General features: G+C 62.2%; 14 protein-coding genes. 12 read left to right on the forward strand and 2 right to left on the reverse strand.

Annotated features, from left to right (window positions below; translation table 11 throughout):
* Window positions 1–88: 88 nt before the first annotated feature.
* Entirely contained in the window at window positions 89–2,308 is a 2,220-nt protein-coding gene (locus HX873_RS00555) for a primosomal protein N' (RefSeq protein ID WP_177080423.1), read from the reverse strand.
* A 297-nt stretch (window positions 2,309–2,605) separates the two neighbouring features.
* Here HX873_RS00555 and rpmE point away from each other — a divergent pair, with 297 nt between their 5' ends.
* The 3 genes from rpmE to HX873_RS00570 all read left to right on the forward strand — a co-directional run bounded on the left by rpmE (window position 2,606) and on the right by HX873_RS00570 (window position 5,116).
* Window positions 2,606–2,836 (forward strand): 50S ribosomal protein L31, encoded by a 231-nt coding sequence (rpmE, locus tag HX873_RS00560; RefSeq protein WP_003209330.1) that lies wholly within the window; start codon window positions 2,606–2,608, stop codon window positions 2,834–2,836.
* Window positions 2,837–2,877: 41 nt separating this feature from the next.
* Complete coding sequence (locus HX873_RS00565) at window positions 2,878–3,666, forward strand: thermonuclease family protein (RefSeq protein WP_087692534.1); 789 nt, start codon at window positions 2,878–2,880, stop codon at window positions 3,664–3,666.
* Window positions 3,667–3,847: 181 nt separating this feature from the next.
* The gene (locus tag HX873_RS00570) at window positions 3,848–5,116 is read left to right on the forward strand and encodes a malic enzyme-like NAD(P)-binding protein (protein ID WP_003209334.1); all 1,269 of its coding nucleotides are present in this window, start codon (window positions 3,848–3,850) and stop codon (window positions 5,114–5,116) included.
* Window positions 5,117–5,311: 195 nt separating this feature from the next.
* Here the strand turns inward: HX873_RS00570 and HX873_RS00575 are convergent, their stop codons facing one another.
* Window positions 5,312–7,768 carry a penicillin-binding protein 1A gene (locus HX873_RS00575; protein ID WP_371316571.1) on the reverse strand — a complete coding sequence of 819 codons (2,457 nt, stop codon included), beginning with the start codon at window positions 7,766–7,768 and terminating at the stop codon, window positions 5,312–5,314.
* Between the two features lie 220 nt (window positions 7,769–7,988).
* Between HX873_RS00575 and pilM the strand changes: the two genes are divergently transcribed.
* From pilM to HX873_RS00620, 9 genes are all read left to right on the forward strand, one after another.
* Entirely contained in the window at window positions 7,989–8,642 is a 654-nt protein-coding gene (pilM, locus tag HX873_RS00580; RefSeq protein ID WP_177122240.1) for a type IV pilus biogenesis protein PilM, read from the forward strand.
* Window positions 8,642–9,193: a PilN domain-containing protein gene (locus HX873_RS00585; protein ID WP_087692529.1), complete on the forward strand. Its 552-nt coding sequence runs from the start codon at window positions 8,642–8,644 to the stop codon at window positions 9,191–9,193. Before pilM ends, HX873_RS00585 begins: the two co-directional genes overlap by 1 nt.
* Window positions 9,190–10,215 carry a pilus assembly protein PilP gene (locus tag HX873_RS00590; protein WP_177122241.1) on the forward strand — a complete coding sequence of 342 codons (1,026 nt, stop codon included), beginning with the start codon at window positions 9,190–9,192 and terminating at the stop codon, window positions 10,213–10,215. The genes HX873_RS00585 and HX873_RS00590 overlap by 4 nt, the downstream gene beginning before the upstream one ends.
* A gap of 69 nt (window positions 10,216–10,284) precedes the next feature.
* Window positions 10,285–11,622, forward strand: coding sequence for a type IV pilus secretin PilQ (locus HX873_RS00595; RefSeq protein ID WP_177122263.1), 1,338 nt, complete (start codon window positions 10,285–10,287; stop codon window positions 11,620–11,622).
* A 4-nt stretch (window positions 11,623–11,626) separates the two neighbouring features.
* Window positions 11,627–12,145: a shikimate kinase AroK gene (aroK, locus tag HX873_RS00600; RefSeq protein WP_003209345.1), complete on the forward strand. Its 519-nt coding sequence runs from the start codon at window positions 11,627–11,629 to the stop codon at window positions 12,143–12,145.
* A 147-nt stretch (window positions 12,146–12,292) separates the two neighbouring features.
* The gene (aroB, locus tag HX873_RS00605; RefSeq protein WP_003209346.1) at window positions 12,293–13,393 is read left to right on the forward strand and encodes a 3-dehydroquinate synthase; all 1,101 of its coding nucleotides are present in this window, start codon (window positions 12,293–12,295) and stop codon (window positions 13,391–13,393) included.
* A gap of 10 nt (window positions 13,394–13,403) precedes the next feature.
* Window positions 13,404–14,963, forward strand: coding sequence for an SPOR domain-containing protein (locus HX873_RS00610; RefSeq protein ID WP_003209350.1), 1,560 nt, complete (start codon window positions 13,404–13,406; stop codon window positions 14,961–14,963).
* Window positions 14,964–15,313: 350 nt separating this feature from the next.
* Window positions 15,314–19,759 carry a glutamate synthase large subunit gene (gene gltB / locus HX873_RS00615; RefSeq protein ID WP_003209351.1) on the forward strand — a complete coding sequence of 1,482 codons (4,446 nt, stop codon included), beginning with the start codon at window positions 15,314–15,316 and terminating at the stop codon, window positions 19,757–19,759.
* A 32-nt stretch (window positions 19,760–19,791) separates the two neighbouring features.
* Window positions 19,792–21,210 (forward strand): FAD-dependent oxidoreductase, encoded by a 1,419-nt coding sequence (locus HX873_RS00620; protein WP_003209353.1) that lies wholly within the window; start codon window positions 19,792–19,794, stop codon window positions 21,208–21,210.
* Window positions 21,211–21,299 lie beyond the last annotated feature (89 nt).

Raw genomic sequence — 21,299 nt, forward strand, 5'->3', positions numbered from 1 at the left:
GCTTGCTCCCGCTGGAGTGCGTAGCGCTCCCGGCTTTTTTGGGGCTGCTACGCAGCCCAGCGGGAGCAAGCTCCCTCGCCACAGGTGGTTAATACAAATCTACCGGGTCTACGTCCAGCGACCATCTCACTTGTCGCCCGCTTGGCATTTGCTCCAGCGCAAGTAACCAGCTGCTTAATAAACGATGCAGCGGCGCGCGGGCACTGGCTTGCAAGAGTAGCTGGGCGCGGTAGCGCCCGGCGCGGCGTTCCATCGGTGCTGGCACCGGGCCCAATAGCTCGATGCCGGTCAGACCCAGTTCCCCCAGCAAACGTTCAGCCTCGCTGCACGCTTCATCCAGGAAACCTTCGGCCTGCCCTGGCTTGTGCGCTTCGGCCCGCAGCAGCGCCAGATGCGCAAACGGTGGCAAACCTGCCGAGCGTCGCTCGCTCAAGGCCTGTTCGGCGAAGGCAAAGTAACCTTGTTCTGTCAGTTGAATCAGCAGCGGGTGGTCGGCCAGGTGCGTCTGGATGATCACCTTGCCCGGCTCTTCGGCCCGCCCGGCCCGGCCTGCGACCTGCACGATCAACTGCGCCATGCGCTCGCTGGCGCGAAAATCCCCGGAGAACAGCCCGCCGTCGGCATCCAGGATCGACACCAGGGTCACCCGTGGGAAGTGATGCCCTTTGGCAAGCATCTGCGTGCCCACCAGAATGCACGGCTGGCCCTTCTGGATCGTGGTGAACAACTGATTCATCGCGTCCTTGCGCGAGGTGCTGTCGCGGTCGACCCGCAGCACCGGGTAATCCGGGAACAGGATGCCCAGTCGTTCTTCGGCGCGCTCGGTGCCCGCGCCCACCGGTCGCAAGTCGACTTTGCCGCACTGCGGGCAGTGCCGCGGCACCCGCTCCACATGGCCGCAGTGATGGCAGCGCAACTCGCCGGAGCGCTGGTGCACGGTCATTCGCGCATCGCAGCGATTGCACTCGGACATCCAGCCGCAGTCGTGGCACAGCAGCGTCGGCGCAAAACCCCGGCGGTTGAGGAACACCAGCACTTGCTGGCCCGCCGCGAGGGTTTGCCCGATGGCTTGCTGCATCGGCCCGGAAATGCCGCTGTCCAGCGGGCGACTTTTTACATCCAGGCGCAGGAAGCGGGGCTGCTTGGCACCGCCGGCACGTTCATTGAGACGCAGCAGGCCGTAGCGCCCGGTGTAGGCGTTATGCAGGCTTTCCAGGGAAGGCGTGGCCGAGCCCAGCACAATCGGGATGTTTTCCTGGCGGGCACGCACCAGCGCCAGGTCGCGGGCGTGGTAGCGCAGGCCTTCCTGCTGTTTATAGGAGCCGTCGTGTTCTTCGTCGATGATGATCAGCCCGGGATTTTTCATCGGGGTGAACAGCGCCGAACGGGTGCCGATAATAATGTCGGCCTCACCGTCCCGGGCGGCGAGCCAGGATTCCAGGCGCTCGCGGTCGTTGACCGCCGAGTGCACCAGGGCGATGCGCGCGTTGAAACGCTGCTCGAAACGCGCCAGGGTTTGCGGGCCGAGGTTGATCTCGGGGATCAGCACCAGTGCCTGTTTGCCGGCTTCGAGGGTTTCGCGGATCAGTTGCAAATAGACTTCGGTCTTGCCGCTGCCGGTGACGCCCGCCAGCAGGAACGCGTGGAAACTGTCGAAACCGGCGCGAATCGCTTCATAGGCGGCGCGTTGTTCGGGGTTGAGCGGCAGTTCCGGCTGGGCCAGCCAGTGTTCGTGGCGCTCGCCGGGAGCATGCTTGCGGATCTCCACCTGCACCAGGCCCTTGGCCAGCAGCAAGTCCAGGCTGTCCTTGCTCAGCATCAGCTTGCTTAAGAGCTGATGGGCGACGCCGTGGGGATGCTGGGCCAGGGTTGCCAGGGCTTCACGCTGGCGCGGGGCGCGGGCGATGCGCGGGTCGTCCATGCGCGCCCCCGGGACCATCGACCAGAAACGCTCCTGGCGCGCCTCGGCCAGTTCGCCCTGGCGCAACAGCACCGGCAGCGCCCAGCTCAAGGTGTCGCCGAGGCTGTGCTGGTAATACTGCGAGGTCCACAGGCACAGCTTGAACAGCGCAGGCGGCAGCGGCGGCGTGCTGTCGAGGATGGCCACGGCCGGCTTGAGCTTCTCGGCGGGCACTTCGCTGTGATCGGCGACTTCCACCAGGATGCCGATCATCTCCCGCCGGCCAAACGGTACCCGTACGCGCATGCCGGGCTGCAACTGCGACCGCAATACGCCGGCAGGGGCCCGATAATCGAACAGGCGGCGCAGGGGCGAGGGCAGGGCGAGGCGCAAAATGGCGTCGGGCACGCGGGGGTTCTCATATGACGGGCGGCGAAGAAGGGCGGGAGCCTAGCAGACCAGCGGTGGATGTGGGAGCCGGGCTTGCCCGCGATAGTATCGACACGGTGCACCTGAGGCACCGCGGCGCCTGCATCGCGGGCAAGCCCGGCTCCCACAGGGTCTTGTGTATGCCGCGCTTTTCTGATGAAAGGGGCCGTTGTGCTTCTTGCGCGTTTAAAAAGGTCTGGTAGAATCCGCGGCCTAATTACGTGCGGTATTCAACAATAGTGTTGATTGGCGGCACGCTAGCCTGAGGAATACACCATGAAAGCCGATATCCATCCAAACTATGTTGCCATCGACGTTACCTGCAGCTGCGGTAACAAGTTCGAAACCCGTTCGACTTTCGGCAAAGCTCTGCCAATCGACGTGTGCAACGAGTGCCACCCGTTCTACACCGGTAAGCAGAAGACTCTGGATGTTGGCGGCCGTGTTGACCGCTTCAAGACCCGCTTCGGTGCTTTCGGCGCTAAAGCTGCTCCTAAAGCCGAGTAAGGCTGGTCCGCTTGGATGGCCTGTATGGCTTGTCCTCGCTGATGAAAAAGGCGTCCCTTGTGGGCGCCTTTTTTGTGTCTGCGATTTGGCTGGCGCCCGCCCAGGCCGAGGTATTCTGCCCGGCGCCCGGCGATGTCGCGACCTTCGACGTGCAGCGGGTAGTGGATGGTGACACCGTGCGCCTCAAGGACGGCCGCAGCATACGCATGATCGGCGTCAATGCCCCGGAAACCGGCAAGCAGGGGCGCACTGATGAGCCCTTCGCCGTGGCCGCTCGCGAGCGCCTGCAAAGTCTGGTGGACGCGAGCGGTGGGCGCGTTGGCGTGGTGCCCGGACGGGAGAGCAAGGACCGTTACGGCCGCACCCTGGCCCATCTCTACGGTGCCAATGGAGCAAATCTGGAAGCGCAGTTGCTCGCCGAAGGCCTTGGCTTCCAGGTGGCGGTCGCGCCGAATGTGGAACTGGTGGCCTGCCAGCAAGCCGCCGAACGCAGCGCCCGGCAGGCCCGGCTGGGGGTGTGGCGCCGGTCACCGGTGGTCGATGCGGCGAAGATCCGGCGCTCGGGCTTTGCGGTGGTCAGCGGTCAGGTGAACAAAATCGAACGCAATCGCGGCGGAGTCTGGATTGAGTTGCAGGGCTCACTGGTACTGCGCATTGCACCCAATCTGGTGGGCCGATTCGACAGTGCACTGTTGAAGGGTTTGCAGGGCCAGTCCATCGAAGCCCGCGGCTGGGTGCTGGACCGCTCCCGACGCGGCGGCCTGGAAAAGGGCCAGGCACGCTGGCTGTTGCCACTGACCGATCCCGGCATGCTCGAGCAGGCGCCGTAAGAAAAAATTGTAGACATTTTTCAGGTCGATTGTGAACAGTTGAGCCCTTGTATCCCGTGGCTCTTGGCCAAAAGTCGTAGGGCAGGGCCCTTGACACCTGTGACTGCCCAGTCTTGTGGGGACTTTGCGACACGCGTATCCTCGGCGGTCCGTCGACCAACAGTAAAAGCGGAATGCCGATATGTCTGATTTGAAAACTGCCGCTCTCGAATATCATGCCCATCCTCGTCCAGGAAAGCTGAGTGTAGAGCTCACCAAAGCCACTGCCACCGCCCGCGACCTGTCGCTGGCCTACAGCCCTGGCGTTGCCGAGCCCGTACGTGAAATCGCCCGCGATCCTGAACTGGCCTACAAGTACACCGGCAAAGGCAACCTGGTTGCAGTGATCTCTGATGGCACCGCGATCCTCGGCCTGGGTAACCTCGGCCCATTGGCTTCCAAGCCAGTCATGGAAGGTAAGGGCGTGCTGTTCAAGCGCTTCGCCGGCATTGACGTATTCGATATCGAAGTCGATTCCGAGAGCCCGCAGGCTTTCATCGACACCGTAAAGCGCATCTCCATCACCTTCGGTGGCATCAACCTGGAAGACATCAAGGCACCTGAGTGCTTCGAGATCGAAAAGGCCCTGATCGAACAGTGCGACATCCCGGTATTCCACGATGACCAGCACGGCACCGCGATCGTTACCGCGGCCGGCATGATCAACGCCCTGGAAATCGCCGGCAAAACCCTTGGCGAAGCCAAGATCGTTTGCCTGGGCGCTGGCGCCGCGGCCATCTCCTGCATGAAGTTGCTGGTGAGCATGGGCGCCAAGCTGGAAAACATCTACATGGTCGACAGCAAGGGCGTTGTGCAGTCCGAGCGTACCGACCTGAACCAGTACAAGGCGATGTTCGCGCATCCGTCCTCCAAGCGTACCCTGGCTGACGCCCTGGACGGTGCAGACGTGTTCGTTGGCCTGTCCGGCCCGAACCTGCTGAGCGCCGAAGGCCTCAAGTCCATGGCGGCCAACCCGATCGTGTTCGCGTGCTCCAACCCGGATCCGGAAATCTCCCCGGAGCTGGCCCACGCCACCCGTAGCGACGTGATCATGGCCACCGGCCGTTCGGACTACCCGAACCAGGTCAACAACGTACTGGGCTTCCCGTTCATCTTCCGTGGTGCCCTGGACGTTCGCGCCAAGCGCATCAACGAAGAGATGAAAGTCGCGGCCGCCAACGCCCTGCGCGAACTGGCCAAACTGCCGGTTCCTCAGGAAGTGTGCGACGCCTACGGCGGCATCAAGCTGGAATTCGGTCGTGAGTACATCATCCCGAAACCAATGGACAAGCGCCTGATCACCCTGATCTCCGATGCCGTGGCCAAAGCCGCAATCGAGACGGGTGTGGCCACCCTGCCGTATCCGAAGAACTACCCGCTGCAAAGTGTGGATGATGTGTTCAACGGCTAAGCCGTTGTAGCGCACCACCAAAAAGCCCCGGCTCTTGCGAGTCGGGGCTTTTTTTGTGGCTGGCAATTGGCTCGAGCCTGGCGGTGATCCAACTGTGGGAGCGGGCTTGCTCGCGAAGACGGTGTGTCAGTCGGCCCATCTGAGCCTGATACTCCGCTTTCGCGAGCAAGCCCGCTCCCACATTGGAACTGCGTGTTAGAACAAGTCGATCGGCGCCGCCTCGTCCGCCGGCAGCGGGCTGCCCGGTGCAACACCATTGCCCAGCTCGTTGACCGACGGCGGCGTGTCCTCGCTCTTGAACAGCTCGAAGTACGCATTCGGCGTGCTCGGCGCTGCTGCACGGCCGCTGACCGGGTCGATCCGCAGGCTCAGGATGCCTTCCGGTTCCGGCTGGGTATGCAGCGGCATATCCTTCAGCGCGGCGCCCATGTAGCTCATCCAGATCGGCAGCGCGACGGTGCCGCCGAACTCCCGGCGACCGAGGCTTTCCGGCTGGTCGTAACCAGTCCATACGGTGGTCACGTAGTCGGCGTTGTAGCCGGAGAACCAGGCATCCTTGGAGTCGTTGGTGGTACCGGTCTTGCCGGCGATATCGGCACGGCCCAGGGCCAGGGCGCGACGCCCCGTACCTTTCTTGATCACGTCTTCCAGGATGCTGTTGAGGATGTAGGTGGTACGGCCATCCACAACGCGTTCGGCTACCGCCGGCGCTTGTGGTGCGGCGGGAGCACCGGCTGCCGGGGCTTCGCCTGGCGTCGGCTCGATGGTGATGCCGCCGTTGGCCGGTGCTGCCTGGCCGTCCGTGGCCGCGACGCCATTGACCACGTCGCCCGGTACCCGTGGCGGGTTGGCGGTGAACAGGGTTTCGCCGCTACGGCTTTCGATCTTGTCGATCAGGTACGGGGTGATCTTGTAGCCGCCGTTGGCAAAGGTGCTCCAGCCGGTGGCGATTTCCATCGGCGTCAGCGTGGCGGTACCCAGTGCCAGGGACAGGTTGGGCGGCAGGTCCGACTTGTTGAAGCCGAAGCGGGTGATGTAGTCGATGGTCTTGCCTACGCCCATCGCCTGCAGCAGGCGGATCGACACCAGGTTACGCGACTTGTACAGCGCCTCGCGGACGCGGATCGGGCCGAGGAAGGTGTTGGTGTCGTTCTTCGGGCGCCAGACCTTGTCCAGGTACTCGTCGACGAACACGATCGGTGCATCGTTGACCAGGCTGGCGGCGGTGTAGCCGTTATCCAGTGCAGCGCTGTAGATGAACGGCTTGAAGCTGGAACCCGGCTGGCGCTTGGCCTGGGTGGCGCGGTTGTAGTTGCTCTGCTCGAAGGCAAAGCCGCCGACCAGGGCACGGATTGCACCGTTCTGCGGGTCAAGCGACACCAGCGCGCCCTGTGCCACGGGCACCTGGCTGAATTTCAGGCTGTCGTCCTTCTGGCGCTGCACGCGAACCAGGTCGCCGACCTGGGCCACGTCCGACGGCTGCTTGGGCATCGGGCCCATGCTGTTGGTGTTCAGGAACGGGCGAGCCCATTTCATGCTGTCCCACGACACATGCTCTTCGCCGGTGCGGGTCAGTACCTGCACGCCATCTTTCTTCACCTGGGTGACGATGGCGGGTTCAAGGCCGCTGATCGGGCGCTGTTTGCCCAGCTCGACGGTCCAGGCGCTCAGGGTCTTGCCCGGCAGGCGCGATTCAGGGCCGCGGTAGCCATGGCGCTGGTCATAGGCGACCAGGCCATCGTGTACCGACTTGTTGGCGATTTCCTGCAGGTTGCTCGGAATCGTCGTGGTCACGCGGAAACCTTCGGTGTACGCCTCGCTGCCATAGCGGCCGACCATCTCGGCACGGGCCATTTCGGCGATATACGGGGCATTCACTTCCGGGGTCGGCACGTGATAGCTGGCGTTCAGCGGCTCGGCCACCGCACTTTCGTACGCGGCCTGGTCGATCTTGCCCAGCTTGTACATGCGGCCCAGGATCCAGTCGCGGCGCTCTTTGCTGCGCGCCGGGTTGGCCAGCGGGTTGAAGCGCGAAGGCGCCTTGGGCAGGCCGGCAATCATCGCCATCTGCGCCAGGCTGGCGTCACGAATCGACTTGCCGTAGTAAACCTGTGAAGCCGCCTCGATGCCGTAGGCGCGGTTGCCCAGATAGATCTTGTTGACGTACAGCTCAAGGATCTCGTCCTTGGTCAGCTGACGTTCGATCTGCAACGCCAGGAGGATTTCCGTGGCTTTGCGGGAAAAGCTGCGTTCGCTGGTGAGGAAGAAGTTCTTCGCCACCTGCATGGTGATGGTGCTGCCACCGGATTGAATGTGTCCGCTTTTTACCAACTGCGTGGCCGCCCGCACCAGGCTGCTTGGGTCGACGCCATAGTGATTGGCGAAGTTATCGTCTTCAGCCGACAGCAGGGCGTTGATGAAATTGGGTGGAATGTCGGCGAAACGGATCGGTGTGCGGCGCATTTCGCCGAACTCCGCGATCAGTTTTTCATCGCTGCTGTAGACCCGCAAAGGAATCTGCAACTGGATACTTCTCAGGGCCTCTACGGAGGGCAAACCCGGACTAAGGTAGAGATAGGCCCCGCTGAGCACGAGCATCAGCCCGCAGACGATCGCGACAATGGAGTACCCGAAAAACTTCAGCAGACGAATCAAGGCTTTTGGATTTCCAAGGAAAAGAATGGGTTAGGCGTCGGGGCATGCACGGCAAGTGGTGGATCGACCCGGCCAGCAGATAAACGCGGGAAAAAACGCTGGGCATTAAAGCATTTTTCGGCTTCGGGCGTCATTCGCGCCGCTCATACAAGCCGACCGAATGCAGGAAGCCTGGCAGCAATCAGTCCGTAAGACAGGGAAAGTTTTGGGGAGTTTTATGAGAAAGGGATTTTTCAGGCGAAAAGCCGATGCCGTCCTGGGTATCGACATCAATGACACCGGCGTCAGGCTGGTGGAACTGGAGGCGTCAGGCACTGGCTACAGCGTGCGGGGCTACGCCATGCAGCAGTTGCCGACCCATGCGGTGGTCGACAGCAGCGTGGTTGATTTCGATGCCGTCGCGCAGGCACTTTCCCGGGCGCGGGTACAGGCGCATACATCACTCAGGCATGCCGCCGTGGCCGTAGCAGGGCCCTCGGTGATTACCCGCGTGCTGGAGATGGACGCGGGGCTGACGGATGCTGAAATGGTGCGTCGAATCCATGGGGAAGCAGACCAGTACATTCCTTATCCGCTGGAGGATGTGGCTATCGACTTCCAGGTGCAGGGCCCGTCGGCCCATGACTCTCAAAGCGTCGATGTGCTGCTGGTTGCCTGCCTCAAGGAACAGGTGGAGGCCCGTGAGGCGGTTTTGGCCCTTGCGGGGCTGGCGACGCGGATAGTGGATGTCGAAGCATTTGCATTGGCTCGCGCGGGCAGGCAGGCTTCGGACAGCATCACGCCGGGCCGTCGTGTCGATGGCGCGCAATGGGCCGTGGATGCCCAGGGAATGGGAGTGGCCTGCGGGCTGGCCCTGAGGAGTTTCGACTGATGACACGAATCAACCTGTTGCCGTGGCGCGCAGAACGGAATGAGCGGCGGCGCAAATATTTTCTGGTGTTTTTGGCGGGGGCTGCAGCGGTGGCGCTGGCTGCGGTTTGGCTGGCAGACCAGGTGATCGACCGTGCAATCGATCGGCAGTTGGCCCGCAATAACCAGTTGAGCCAGGGTGTCACCGGGCTCGACTCACGGATCAAGGCCATCGACGAACTGCATGAGCAGCGCCAGCAGTTGATGGAACGGATGAAAGTTGTGCAGGGTTTGCAGGACGATCGTGCGGCGGGTGCTCAGTTGCTGGACCAGTTGGCCCGTGCCGTGCCGGACGGGGTGCAGTTGCGCGAAGTGAGCGTCGACGGCGGTTCTGTTTCCATCAGCGGCACGGCCGGATCGAACCGGGACATTGCTCAGTTCATGCGTGGCCTCGAAGCTGCCGAGGACTTGGAAGCGCCCCGGCTTCAACGGGTTCGCGGCGCGCAGGAGGGCGACGACAATGGCTTCCAGTTGACGGTTCGCCATGGTCACTCGGATGAGGTGCGCCAATGAGAGGGGCGTCAGGCCTGCCAGGGCTGACGGAATCCGATATAACCCAGCTCTGCCAGAACGCCGCCAACTGGCCCTTGCCGGGCAAGGCGTTGCTGGCTGGCGCGGTGGTTTGCCTGCTGTGGGCGGTGGGCAATACCTTCTACTTGAGTGGGGCGCGGGAGCAACTGTGCCAGCTTGAGTCGCAGGAAGTGGCGCTTGAACAGCAGGTCGCGCTGAAAACCATCCAGGCTGCCGGCCTGGAGTCCCTGGTCCGCGAACTCGAAACAATGCGAGGCCATTTCGCCAACCTGTTACGGCGGCTGCCTGCCGACACCCAGGTACCCGGCCTGCTTGAAAATATTGGCCGCCTGAGTGCCGCCAATGGCTTGGTGCTGGAGGCCATCGAACTTCGGGATGACCAGCCTCGCGCCCTGTACATCGAATCGCCCATGCAGATTGGCGTCACCGGGACTTTTCACGACCTGGCGGCGTTCATCAACGGCATGGCCAGCTTGCCAGGAATTGTCACGGTACATGACTTGGCATTCAGTCCTGTCGATCCCTCGGTGTTGCATCTCAGTCTGGTAGCCAGGACCTATCGTCACAACCGCCAGGCGGGCGATGACCTGGAGGTTGATTTGCACCCGCCGGCACAGGCTGTCGCCGAGCCCGGGCCGCAGCAAGTGGCGTACGATTTTGCAGCCTTGCGCGACCCTTTCCAGCCGCCCTCTCGCCAACTGGTTCGACCCGCCGGGCGACCGGCTGCCGGACCTGATCTCGCCAGGCCTCGCGGAATCCTCGAAGGCTTCGCCGTGGAGCAGTTCGAAATGGTCGGGACCTTGTCCCTGGGGGCTCAAACCTTCGCCCTGCTGCGCGGAGCGTCGTCTGTCCATCGGCTGGCAATCGGCGATTACCTGGGCCCGGACCACGGGCGCATCACGGCAATCCACGACTCCCATGTCGAACTGGCCGAGCTTTTCCCGGATGGCCAGGGCGCGTGGCTGGAACGCTCGCAAACCCTTGCCCTGAACGTGAACTCATAACGGAAACAAACAATGAAAAGGACTTTTTCGTCCTTCGGTGTGGCGCTATGGATAGCGTTTACGGCACCGATGGTCATGGCTGTGCCCAATCGAATCGACTTGATTCACCTGCCGCCACCTGGCAATGCGCCCCTGAGTACCGGACGCGTGGCATTCACCGGGGACAAGCTGTCCCTCAACTTCCAGAACATCGAGTTGCGCGCGGTGCTGCAGCAGATTGCTGACGTTGCCGGCCTCAATCTGGTGACCAGCGACGACGTGCAGGGTTCGATCACCCTGCGCCTCAAGGACGTGCCCTGGGACCAGGCCCTGGACCTGGTGCTGCAAACCAAGGGGCTGGACAAGCGTGTGACGGCCAATGTGCTGCTGATCGCGCCGGCCGAGGAGTTGGCCGCCCGCGAGTTGCTGGCGATGGAGTCGCGCAAGCAAATGACTGAGTTGGCACCGCTGCGCCGCGAGTTGCTGCAAGTCAATTACGCCAAGGCGTCGGACCTGGCCAAGCTCTTCCAGTCGGCCGTGGGCCTGGAAGGCGCCACCGATGAGCGCGGCTCGGTGGCGGTGGATGACCGCACCAACAACATCATTGCCTACCAGACCCGGGAGCGGCTGGAGGAGCTGCGCAAGATTGTGGCGCAACTGGATATTCCGGTAAGGCAGGTGATGATCGAGGCGCGGATCGTCGAGGCCAATGTGGATTACGACAAAAGCCTTGGCGTGCGCTGGGGCGGGCAACTGAATCGGGGTAACTGGAGCGCTGGCGGGATCAGGAAACCGCTGGCCGAAGGCACCGAGCCGCCTGAAATCCCGCCCAGCTCGCCGTTTGTGGACCTGGGGGCGGTCAACGGCAGCGCCGGCCTGGGTGTCGCGTTTATCACCGACAACCTGCTGCTGGACCTGGAACTGACCGCCATGGAAAAAACCGGCAATGGTGAAATCGTTTCGCAGCCCAAGGTCGTCACCTCCGACAAGGAAACCGCGCGAATCCTCAAGGGCACCGAGATTCCCTATCAGGAGTCCAGCTCCACCGGCGCGACCTCGGTGTCGTTCAAGGAGGCCTCCTTGTCATTGGAAGTGACCCCGCAAATCACCCCGGACGGCTGGGTGATCATGGAGGTCAAGGTCACCAAGGACGAGCCCGACTACCTGAACAGGCTCAACGATGTGCCGCCGATCAAGAAAAACGAGGTCAATGCCAAGGTGCTGGTCAAGGACGGGGAGACCATCGTGATCGGCGGGGTTTTCTCCAATACTCAAAGCAAAGTGGTAGATAAAGTGCCATTTTTGGGCGATGTGCCGTATCTTGGCCGCCTTTTCCGGCGGGATGTGGTTTCGGAGAAAAAATCCGAGCTGCTGGTATTCCTGACTCCGCGTATTATGAATAACCAGGCGATTGCTGTGAGTCGTTGATTCTGTGCGAAATTTGATTCTTGTAGGACCGATGGGGGCTGGAAAAAGCACCATCGGCCGTTTGCTGGCCAAAGAGCTGCGCCTGCCATTCAAAGACTCCGATAAGGAAATTGAATTGCGCACGGGCGCCAATATCCCGTGGATCTTCGATAAGGAAGGCGAACTGGGCTTTCGCGACCGCGAGCAGGCGATGATTGCCGAACTGTGCGGCTGCGATGGCGTGGTATTGGCCACCGGCGGTGGCGCAGTGATGCGCGACGAGAACCGCCGGGCGCTGCACGCCGGCGGTCGCGTGGTTTATCTGCACGCGTCTGTCGAGCAGCAGGTGGGCCGCACCGCTCGCGACCGCAATCGCCCATTGCTGCGCACCGCCGACCCGGCAAAAACCCTGCGGGACCTGCTGACGCTGCGCGACCCGCTTTATCGGGAAATCGCCGATCTGGTGGTGGAAACCGATGAGCGGCCGCCACGAATGGTGGTTCTCGACATTCTCGAGCGCCTGGCACAGTTGCCACCCCGTTAAAGCCAGGGCCGAAATGCGCTATCCTCGGCGGCGCGTCATGACCGTCCGAGTTGTGGCGTAGAGCCATCAGGCAGCGTCAGATCCCGACGTTGCCGACAACGTTAATGTAGGGCAGGACGCCTGCTTTCATCTTCAACGCGGGGACACATGCAGACACTTAAGGTCGATCTTGGCGAGCGCAGCTACCCGATCCATATTGGCGAAGGTTTGTTGGACCAGCCCGAGTTGCTCGCACCGCATATTGCCGGGCGGCAAGTGGCGATCATCTCCAATGAAACGGTCGCGCCGCTGTATCTTGAGCGTCTGAGCCGCAGCCTGGCGGCGTACTCGGTGATCTCGGTGGTGCTGCCGGACGGCGAGGCCTTCAAGACCTGGGAAACCCTGCAACTGATCTTTGATGGCCTGCTGACGGCCCGTCATGACCGGCGCACCACGGTGGTGGCCCTGGGTGGCGGTGTGATCGGCGACATGGCCGGCTTTGCAGCCGCCTGCTATCAGCGCGGCGTGGACTTTATCCAGGTACCGACCACCTTGCTGTCCCAGGTCGATTCGTCGGTGGGCGGCAAGACCGGCATCAACCACCCGCTGGGCAAGAACATGGTCGGCGCGTTCTATCAGCCGAATGTGGTGCTGATCGACACTGCCACCCTCAATACCCTGCCACCCCGCGAGCTGTCGGCGGGCCTGGCGGAAGTCATCAAGTACGGGCTGATCTGCGACGAGCCGTTCCTGACCTGGCTGGAAGAACACGTCGACGCCCTGCGCGCCCTTGACCAGGTGGCACTCACCGAAGCGATTTCCCGCTCCTGCGCCGCCAAGGCGCTGGTGGTGAATGCCGACGAGCGTGAGTCCGGCGTGCGCGCCACCTTGAACCTCGGCCACACCTTCGGCCATGCGATCGAGACCCACATGGGCTATGGTGTGTGGTTGCATGGAGAGGCCGTAGCGGCTGGCACAGTGATGGCATTGGAGATGTCGCAACGCCTGGGCTGGATCAGCGCCCAGGAGCGTGATCGCGGGATCCGCCTGTTCCAGCGCGCCGGGTTGCCGGTCATTCCTCCCGAGGAGATGACCGAGGCAGATTTTCTCGAACATATGGCAATAGACAAGAAAGTGATCGACGGTCGACTGCGACTGGTGCTGTTGCGCCGAATGGGCGAAGCGGTAGTGACCGACGATTATCCGAAAGAGATTTTACAGGCCACGCTGGGAGCGGATTACCGCGCCCTGGCCCAGCTTAAAGGTTAATAAGATCCCGATGACTAGTTTGCATGCCGACGAGGCGTTCCTCGGCCATTACCAGTTAAGCCACGACCCTTTTGCTCCTCGGGTGCCTGGTTTCAAGTTTTTCCCTGCGCAACGCAAGCCGGTGCTGGGACAACTGCACCACCTGGCGCGCTACAGCCAGTTGCTGCTGGTGGTCACCGGCCCATTGGGCAGCGGCAAGACCTTGCTGCGCCAGGCACTGGTGGCCAGCACCAACAAGCAATCGGTACAGAGCGTGGTGGTTTCCGCCCGTGGTGCCGGTGATGCGGCAGGCGTGTTGCGCCAAGTGGCCCAGGCCCTCGACGTGTCCACTGCCGAGCCGAATGCGATCCTCAAGCAAGTGGTGCAACTGGGCCTGACCGGCCAGGAAGTCTACCTGCTGGTGGATGACGCCGAGCAGCTCGACGAATCTGCCCTGGAAGCGTTGCTGGCCCTGGCGGCCGGTACGCCTGAAGGGCGCCCGCATGTGTTCCTGTTTGGCGAGTCTTCGCTGATCGCCGAACTTGAACAGATCAGCGGTGAGCAGGAGCTGTTCCACGTCATCGAACTGCAGCCTTACGAAGAAGAAGAAACCCGCGAATACCTGGCCCAGCGGCTGGAAGGCGCAGGGCAGGGCATCGAACTTTTCTCCGCTTCGCAGATCTCTGATATTCACGAAAGCTCCGACGGCTGGCCTGGCACCATCAACCAGGTTGCCCGGGATGCCATGATCGAAGCCATGATTGCCAGCCGCTCAGCGGTAAAGCGTCCAAAGATGGGGTTTACTATGCCGAAGAAGCACGTATTGGCAATTTCTGCCGTTGTCGTGGTTGCCGTCGCTGCCGCCTGGTTGATTCCAGGTCGCAACAAGGCACCGACCACCGCTGGCGCGCCAACCGAACAGGCGCAGTTGCCACTGGGCAAGCCAACGCCGAACGTTGAGTTTGCCAACTCCGGCCAACCCACCAACCTGCCGATGGTCGGCCAGCCAGTGATGCGCGGCCCGCTCGCCGAGGAAGCTGGCGGCATTTCTGAAGGCGACGATGGGGTGCCCGTGGAAGGCTCCAGCGCCACGCCGCCGACCGTGACCACCACCGCGCCACCTGCGGGCGTGCCAGCCGGTCAGCCAGCGGCCAAGCCGACGCCAGCGCCAGCCCAGGTCGCCACCGCCAAGCCTGCGCCTGTTGCCAAGCCGGTCGCCCCGGCGCCTGCGGCCAAGCCGGCTCCAGCCGCCAAGCCTGCCGAAAAACCGGCCGTCGTGGCCAAGGCCGCGACTGGCGCTGCCGGCAGCAGCTGGTATGCCAGCCAGCCTACCGGTAACTTCGTGGTGCAGATCCTCGGCACCAGCTCCGAAGCCAACGCCCAGGCGTTCGTGAAAGAGCAGGGCGGCGAGTACCGTTATTTCAAGAAAGTGCTCAACGGCAAGCCTCTCTACGTGATCACTTACGGCAACTTCTCCAGCCGTACAGCAGCGGAATCCGCTATCAAGGCCTTGCCAGCGAAGGTTCAGGCTGGTAAACCTTGGCCTCGCACTGTCGCCAGCGTTCAACAAGAACTGGCAACAACTCGCTGAAGATCCGGCGGCCTTACCCAGGCCGCCCTCTCGGCACCTCAAAAAAAACAACACAGCGTGCAGCCCTGAAGGCCGCGCGCTTTGTGGTGTCTGCGTCACAGTGGCTTTTGAGTCGTAGCGGTCAAAATTAAAAAAGTTTTGACTAGCACAGCATATCGCTTTAAACCTTTCATAAATGCGACATAGATTTGCGACATTTCGTCGCTAAATTTGTGAGCGTCTGTGTCGATGTGTACAATGACCTCCCTTTTGCCCCCGCTAAGCCGGCGTACGTTCGGCGTGGAAGGTAACCGGTTGAATTGAAAAGAAATTTGCCTCGGAATAAGAGGCAGCCTGGTGAGAAAGTGTCTATGAAAGCAGGTCTGTACCAACCCGATGAATTCAAGGATAACTGCGGTTTCGGCCTGATAGCCCACATGCAGGGCGAGCCCAGTCATACCCTTTTGCAAACGGCCATCGAGGCCCTGACCTGCATGACCCACCGCGGTGGGATCAACGCCGACGGCAAGACCGGTGACGGTTGCGGCTTGCTGATTCAAAAGCCCGACCAGTTCCTGCGCGCAGTCGCCAAGGAACATTTCGGCGCCGATTTGCCCAAGCAGTACGCTGTGGGCATGGTGTTCTTCAACCAGGACCCGGTAAAAGCCGAAGCTGCTCGCGAGAACATGAACCGCGAGATCCTGGCCGCTGGCCTGCAGCTCGTCGGCTGGCGCAAAGTGCCGATCGACACCAGCGTACTCGGCCGCCTGGCCCTGGAGCGCCTGCCGCAGATCGAACAAGTGTTCATCGCAGGCGACGGCCTGAGCGACCAGGACATGGCGATCAAGCTGTTCACCTCTCGTCGTCGCTCGTCCGTGGCCAATGCCGCCGACACCGACCACTACATCTGCAGCTTTTCCCACAAGACCATCATTTATAAAGGCCTGATGATGCCGGCGGACTTGACCGCCTTCTATCCAGACCTGAGCGATGAGCGCCTGCAAACCGCAATCTGCGTGTTCCACCAGCGCTTCTCCACCAACACCCTGCCGAAATGGCCGCTGGCCCAGCCATTCCGCTTCCTCGCCCACAACGGCGAGATCAACACCATCACCGGCAACCGCAACTGGGCCGTGGCCCGTCGCACCAAGTTCGCCAACGACCTGATGGACCTGGAAGAGCTCGGCCCGCTGGTCAACCGCGTGGGTTCCGACTCCTCCAGCATGGACAACATGCTCGAACTGATGGTCACTGGCGGCATCGACCTGTTCCGTGGCGTGCGCATGATCATTCCGCCAGCGTGGCAGAACGTCGAGACCATGGACCCCGACCTGCGGGCGTTCTATGAGTACAACTCGATGCACATGGAACCGTGGGACGGCCCGGCCGGCGTGGTAATGACCGACGGTCGCTACGCCGTGTGCCTGCTCGACCGTAACGGCCTGCGCCCGGCGCGCTGGGTGACCACCACCAACGGCTTTATCACCCTGGCGTCGGAAATCGGCGTGTGGAACTACAAGCCGGAAGACGTGATCGCCAAGGGCCGTGTTGGCCCGGGCCAGATCCTCGCCGTGGACACCGAGACCGGTCAGATTCTCGACACCGATGCCATCGACAACCGCTTGAAGTCCCGTCATCCGTACAAGCAATGGCTGCGCAAGAATGCCCTGCGCATCCAGGCAACCATGGAAGACAACGACCACGGTTCTGCCTTCTACGACGTCGACCAGCTCAAGCAGTACATGAAGATGTACCAGGTCACTTTCGAAGAACGTGACCAGGTGCTGCGCCCACTGGGCGAGCAGGGCTACGAAGCCGTCGGCTCCATGGGCGATGACACGCCAATGGCCGTGCTGTCCCAGCGCGTGCGCACGCCGTACGACTATTTCCGCCAGCAGTTCGCCCAGGTGACCAACCCGCCGATCGACCCGCTGCGCGAAGCCATCGTGATGTCCCTGGAAGTGTGCCTCGGTGCCGAGCGCAACATCTTCCAGGAATCGCCTGAGCACGCTTCCCGCGTGATCCTCAGCTCGCCGGTCATTTCCCCGGCCAAGTGGCGCTCGTTGATGACCCTGGATCGCCCGGGCTTCGACCGGCAGATCATCGACCTGAACTACGACGAGAGCCTCGGCCTGGAAGCCGCGGTGCGCAATGTCGCCGATCAGGCTGAAGAAGCCGTGCGCGCCGGCCGTACCCAAATCGTGCTGACCGACCGCCACATTGCCCCGGGCAAGTTGCCGATCCACGCTTCCCTGGCCACCGGCGCGGTACACCACCGCCTGACCGAAAAGGGCCTGCGTTGCGACTCCAACATCCTGGTTGAAACCGCCACCGCCCGCGACCCGCATCACTTTGCGGTGTTGATCGGCTTCGGCGCCTCGGCGGTGTATCCGTTCCTGGCTTACGAAGTACTCGGCGACCTGATCCGTACCGGCGAAGTCCTGGGCGACCTCTACGAGGTGTTCAAGAACTACCGTAAGGGCATCACCAAGGGCCTGCTGAAGATCCTGTCGAAGATGGGCATCTCCACCGTCACGTCCTACCGCGGCGCGCAATTGTTCGAAGCCATCGGCCTGTCGGAAGAAGTTTGCGAGATGAGCTTCCGTGGTGTGCCGAGCCGCATCAAGGGTGCGCGTTTCGTCGACATCGAAGCCGAGCAGAAAGCCCTGGCCGCCGAAGCCTGGAGCGCGCGCAAGCCGATCCAGCAAGGCGGCCTGCTGAAGTTCGTGCACGGTGGCGAATACCACGCCTACAACCCGGACGTGGTCAACACCCTGCAAGCCGCCGTGCAGCAAGGCGACTACGCCAAGTTCAAGGAATACACCGCGCTGGTGGATAACCGCCCGGTGTCGATGATCCGCGACCTGTTCAAGGTGAAAACCCTGGACACGCCGCTGGCCATCAGCGAGATCGAGCCACTGGAATCGATCCTCAAGCGTTTCGACTCCGCCGGTATTTCCCTGGGCGCCTTGTCGCCTGAGGCTCACGAAGCCCTGGCCGAAGCCATGAACCGTCTGGGTGCGCGTTCAAACTCCGGCGAAGGCGGTGAAGACCCGGCGCGCTACGGCACCATCAAGAGCTCGAAAATCAAGCAGGTCGCCACTGGCCGCTTTGGTGTGACCCCGGAATACCTGGTCAACGCCGAAGTGCTGCAGATCAAGGTTGCCCAGGGCGCCAAGCCGGGCGAAGGCGGGCAACTGCCAGGCGGCAAGGTCAACGGCCTGATCGCCAAGCTGCGTTATGCAGTGCCGGGCGTGACATTGATTTCGCCGCCGCCGCACCACGACATCTACTCGATCGAGGATTTGTCGCAGCTGATTTTCGACCTCAAACAAGTCAACCCGCAGGCCCTGGTCTCGGTGAAACTGGTAGCGGAAGCCGGCGTGGGCACCATCGCCGCCGGTGTGGCCAAGGCCTATGCCGACCTGATCACCATCTCCGGCTACGACGGCGGCACCGGCGCTTCGCCGCTGACCTCCATCAAGTACGCCGGTGCGCCGTGGGAACTGGGCCTGGCCGAGACTCACCAGACCCTGCGCGGCAACGACCTGCGCGGCAAGGTCCGGGTGCAGACCGACGGTGGCCTGAAAACCGGCCTCGACGTGATCAAGGCTGCAATCCTCGGCGCCGAAAGCTTCGGCTTCGGCACCGCGCCAATGATCGCCCTGGGCTGCAAATACCTGCGCATCTGCCACCTGAACAACTGCGCCACCGGCGTGGCCACTCAGAACGAGAAGCTGCGCAAGGACCACTACATCGGGACCGTCGACATGGTGGTGAATTTCTTCACCTACGTCGCCGAGGAAACCCGTGAGTGGCTGGCCAAGCTGGGCGTGCGTTCCCTGGAAGAGCTGATCGGCCGTACCGACCTGCTGGACATCCTCGAAGGCCAGACCGCCAAGCAACAGCACCTGGACCTGACGCCGCTGTTGGGCAGCGATCACATCCCGGCCGACAAGCCACAGTTCTGCCAGGTTGACCGCAACCCGCCGTTCGACAAGGGCCTGCTGGCCGAGAAGATGGTCGAGATGGCCACTTCGTCGATCAACGACGCAAGCGGCGGCGAATTCGCCCTGGATATCTGCAACTGCGACCGTTCCATCGGCGCACGCATCTCCGGCGAAATCGCGCGCAAGCACGGCAACCAGGGCATGGCCAAGGCGCCGATCACCTTCCGCTTCAAGGGTACCGCTGGCCAGAGCTTCGGCGTATGGAACGCCGGTGGCCTGAACATGTACCTCGAAGGCGACGCCAACGACTACGTGGGCAAGGGCATGACCGGCGGCAAGCTGGTGATCGTCCCGCCAGTGGGCAGCGTCTACAAGACTCAAGACAGTGCCATCATCGGCAACACCTGCCTGTACGGCGCAACCGGCGGAAAGCTGTTTGCCGCGGGCACGGCCGGTGAGCGTTTCGCAGTGCGTAACTCCGGTGCCCACACTGTGGTTGAAGGCACGGGCGATCACTGCTGCGAGTACATGACCGGGGGTTTTGTCGCGGTGCTGGGCAAGACCGGCTACAACTTCGGTTCGGGCATGACCGGCGGTTTCGCCTACGTGCTCGACCAGGACAACACCTTCGTCGACAAGGTGAACCACGAGTTGGTGGAGATCCAGCGGATCAGCGGCGAAGCGATGGAATCCTATCGCAACCACTTGCAGCATGTGCTGGACGAATATGTCGAGGAAACCAACAGCGAATGGGGTCGCAACCTCGCTGAAAACCTCGATGACTACCTGCGTCGTTTCTGGCTGGTCAAGCCCAAGGCTGCCAACCTGAAATCGTTGCTTTCCAGCATCCGTGCCAACCCGCAGTGATATGCGCCTGAAGAGTTTGATGAGGTTTTAACATGGCTGAACGTCTGAATAACGACTTCCAGTTCATCGATGTCGGGCGCAAAGATCCGAAGAAGAAACTGTTGCGTCAACGCAAGAAAGAGTTCGTGGAAATCTACGAGCCCTTCAAACCCCAGCACTCGGCCGACCAGGCCCACCGCTGCCTGGGTTGCGGTAACCCGTATTGCGAATGGAAGTGCCCGGTGCACAACTTCATTCCGAACTGGCTGAAGCTGGTGGCCGAGGGCAACATCCTCGCCGCCGCCGAGCTGTCGCACCAGACCAACACCCTGCCGGAAGTGTGCGGCCGGGTGTGCCCGCAGGACCGTCTGTGCGAGGGTGCGTGCACCCTCAACGACGGCTTCGGCGCGGTGACCATCGGTTCGGTGGAGAAGTACATCACCGACACCGCGTTCGCCATGGGCTGGCGCCCGGACATGTCCAAGGTCAAGCCGACCGGCAAGCGCGTCGCGATCATCGGCGCGGGCCCGGCGGGCCTGGGCTGTGCCGACGTGCTGGTGCGTGGCGGCGTGACCCCGGTGGTGTTCGACAAGAACCCGGAAATCGGTGGCCTGCTGACCTTCGGCATCCCCGAGTTCAAGCTGGAAAAAACCGTACTGAGCCATCGTCGCGAAGTCTTCACCGGCATGGGTATCGAGTTCCGCCTCAATACCGAAATCGGCAAGGACGTGACCATGGAGCAACTGCTCGAAGAATACGATGCCGTGTTCATGGGCATGGGCACCTACACCTACATGAAGGGTGGCTTCGCCGGTGAAGACCTGCCGGGCGTGTACGACGCTCTGGACTTCCTGATCGCCAACGTCAACCGCAACCTGGGCTTTGAAAAGTCGCCGGAAGATTTCGTCGACATGAAAGGCAAGAAGGTCGTGGTGCTGGGCGGTGGTGATACCGCGATGGACTGCAACCGCACTTCGATTCGCCAGGGCGCCAAGTCGGTGACCTGTGCCTACCGTCGTGACGAAGCCAACATGCCGGGTTCGCGCAAAGAGGTGAAGAACGCCAAGGAAGAAGGCGTGAAATTCCTCTACAACCGCCAGCCGATCGCTATCGTCGGTGAAGACCGTGTCGAAGGCGTGAAAGTGGTCGAGACCCGTCTCGGCGAACCGGATGCCCGTGGCCGTCGCAGCCCCGAGCCGATCCCGGGTTCCGAAGAGATCATCCCGGCAGACGCCGTGGTCATCGCCTTCGGTTTCCGCCCAAGCCCGGCGCCGTGGTTCGAGCAGTTCGAAATCCAGACCGACAGCCAGGGCCGCGTTGTAGCCCCGGAACAAGGCCAGTACAAACACCAGACCAGCAACCCGAAAATCTTCGCCGGTGGCGACATGGTGCGCGGGTCTGACCTGGTAGTGACGGCCATCTTCGAAGGCCGCAACGCCGCCGAAGGTATCCTGGATTACCTGCAGGTCTGACCCCGATCCCGGATTGAAATGGGATCAAAATGTGGGAGCGGGCTTGCTCGCGAATGCGGTATATCAGTCACCAGATGTGTTGGCTGACC

This window comes from Pseudomonas sp. P7758 (genome assembly GCF_013386485.1).
Classification (GTDB): domain Bacteria; phylum Pseudomonadota; class Gammaproteobacteria; order Pseudomonadales; family Pseudomonadaceae; genus Aquipseudomonas.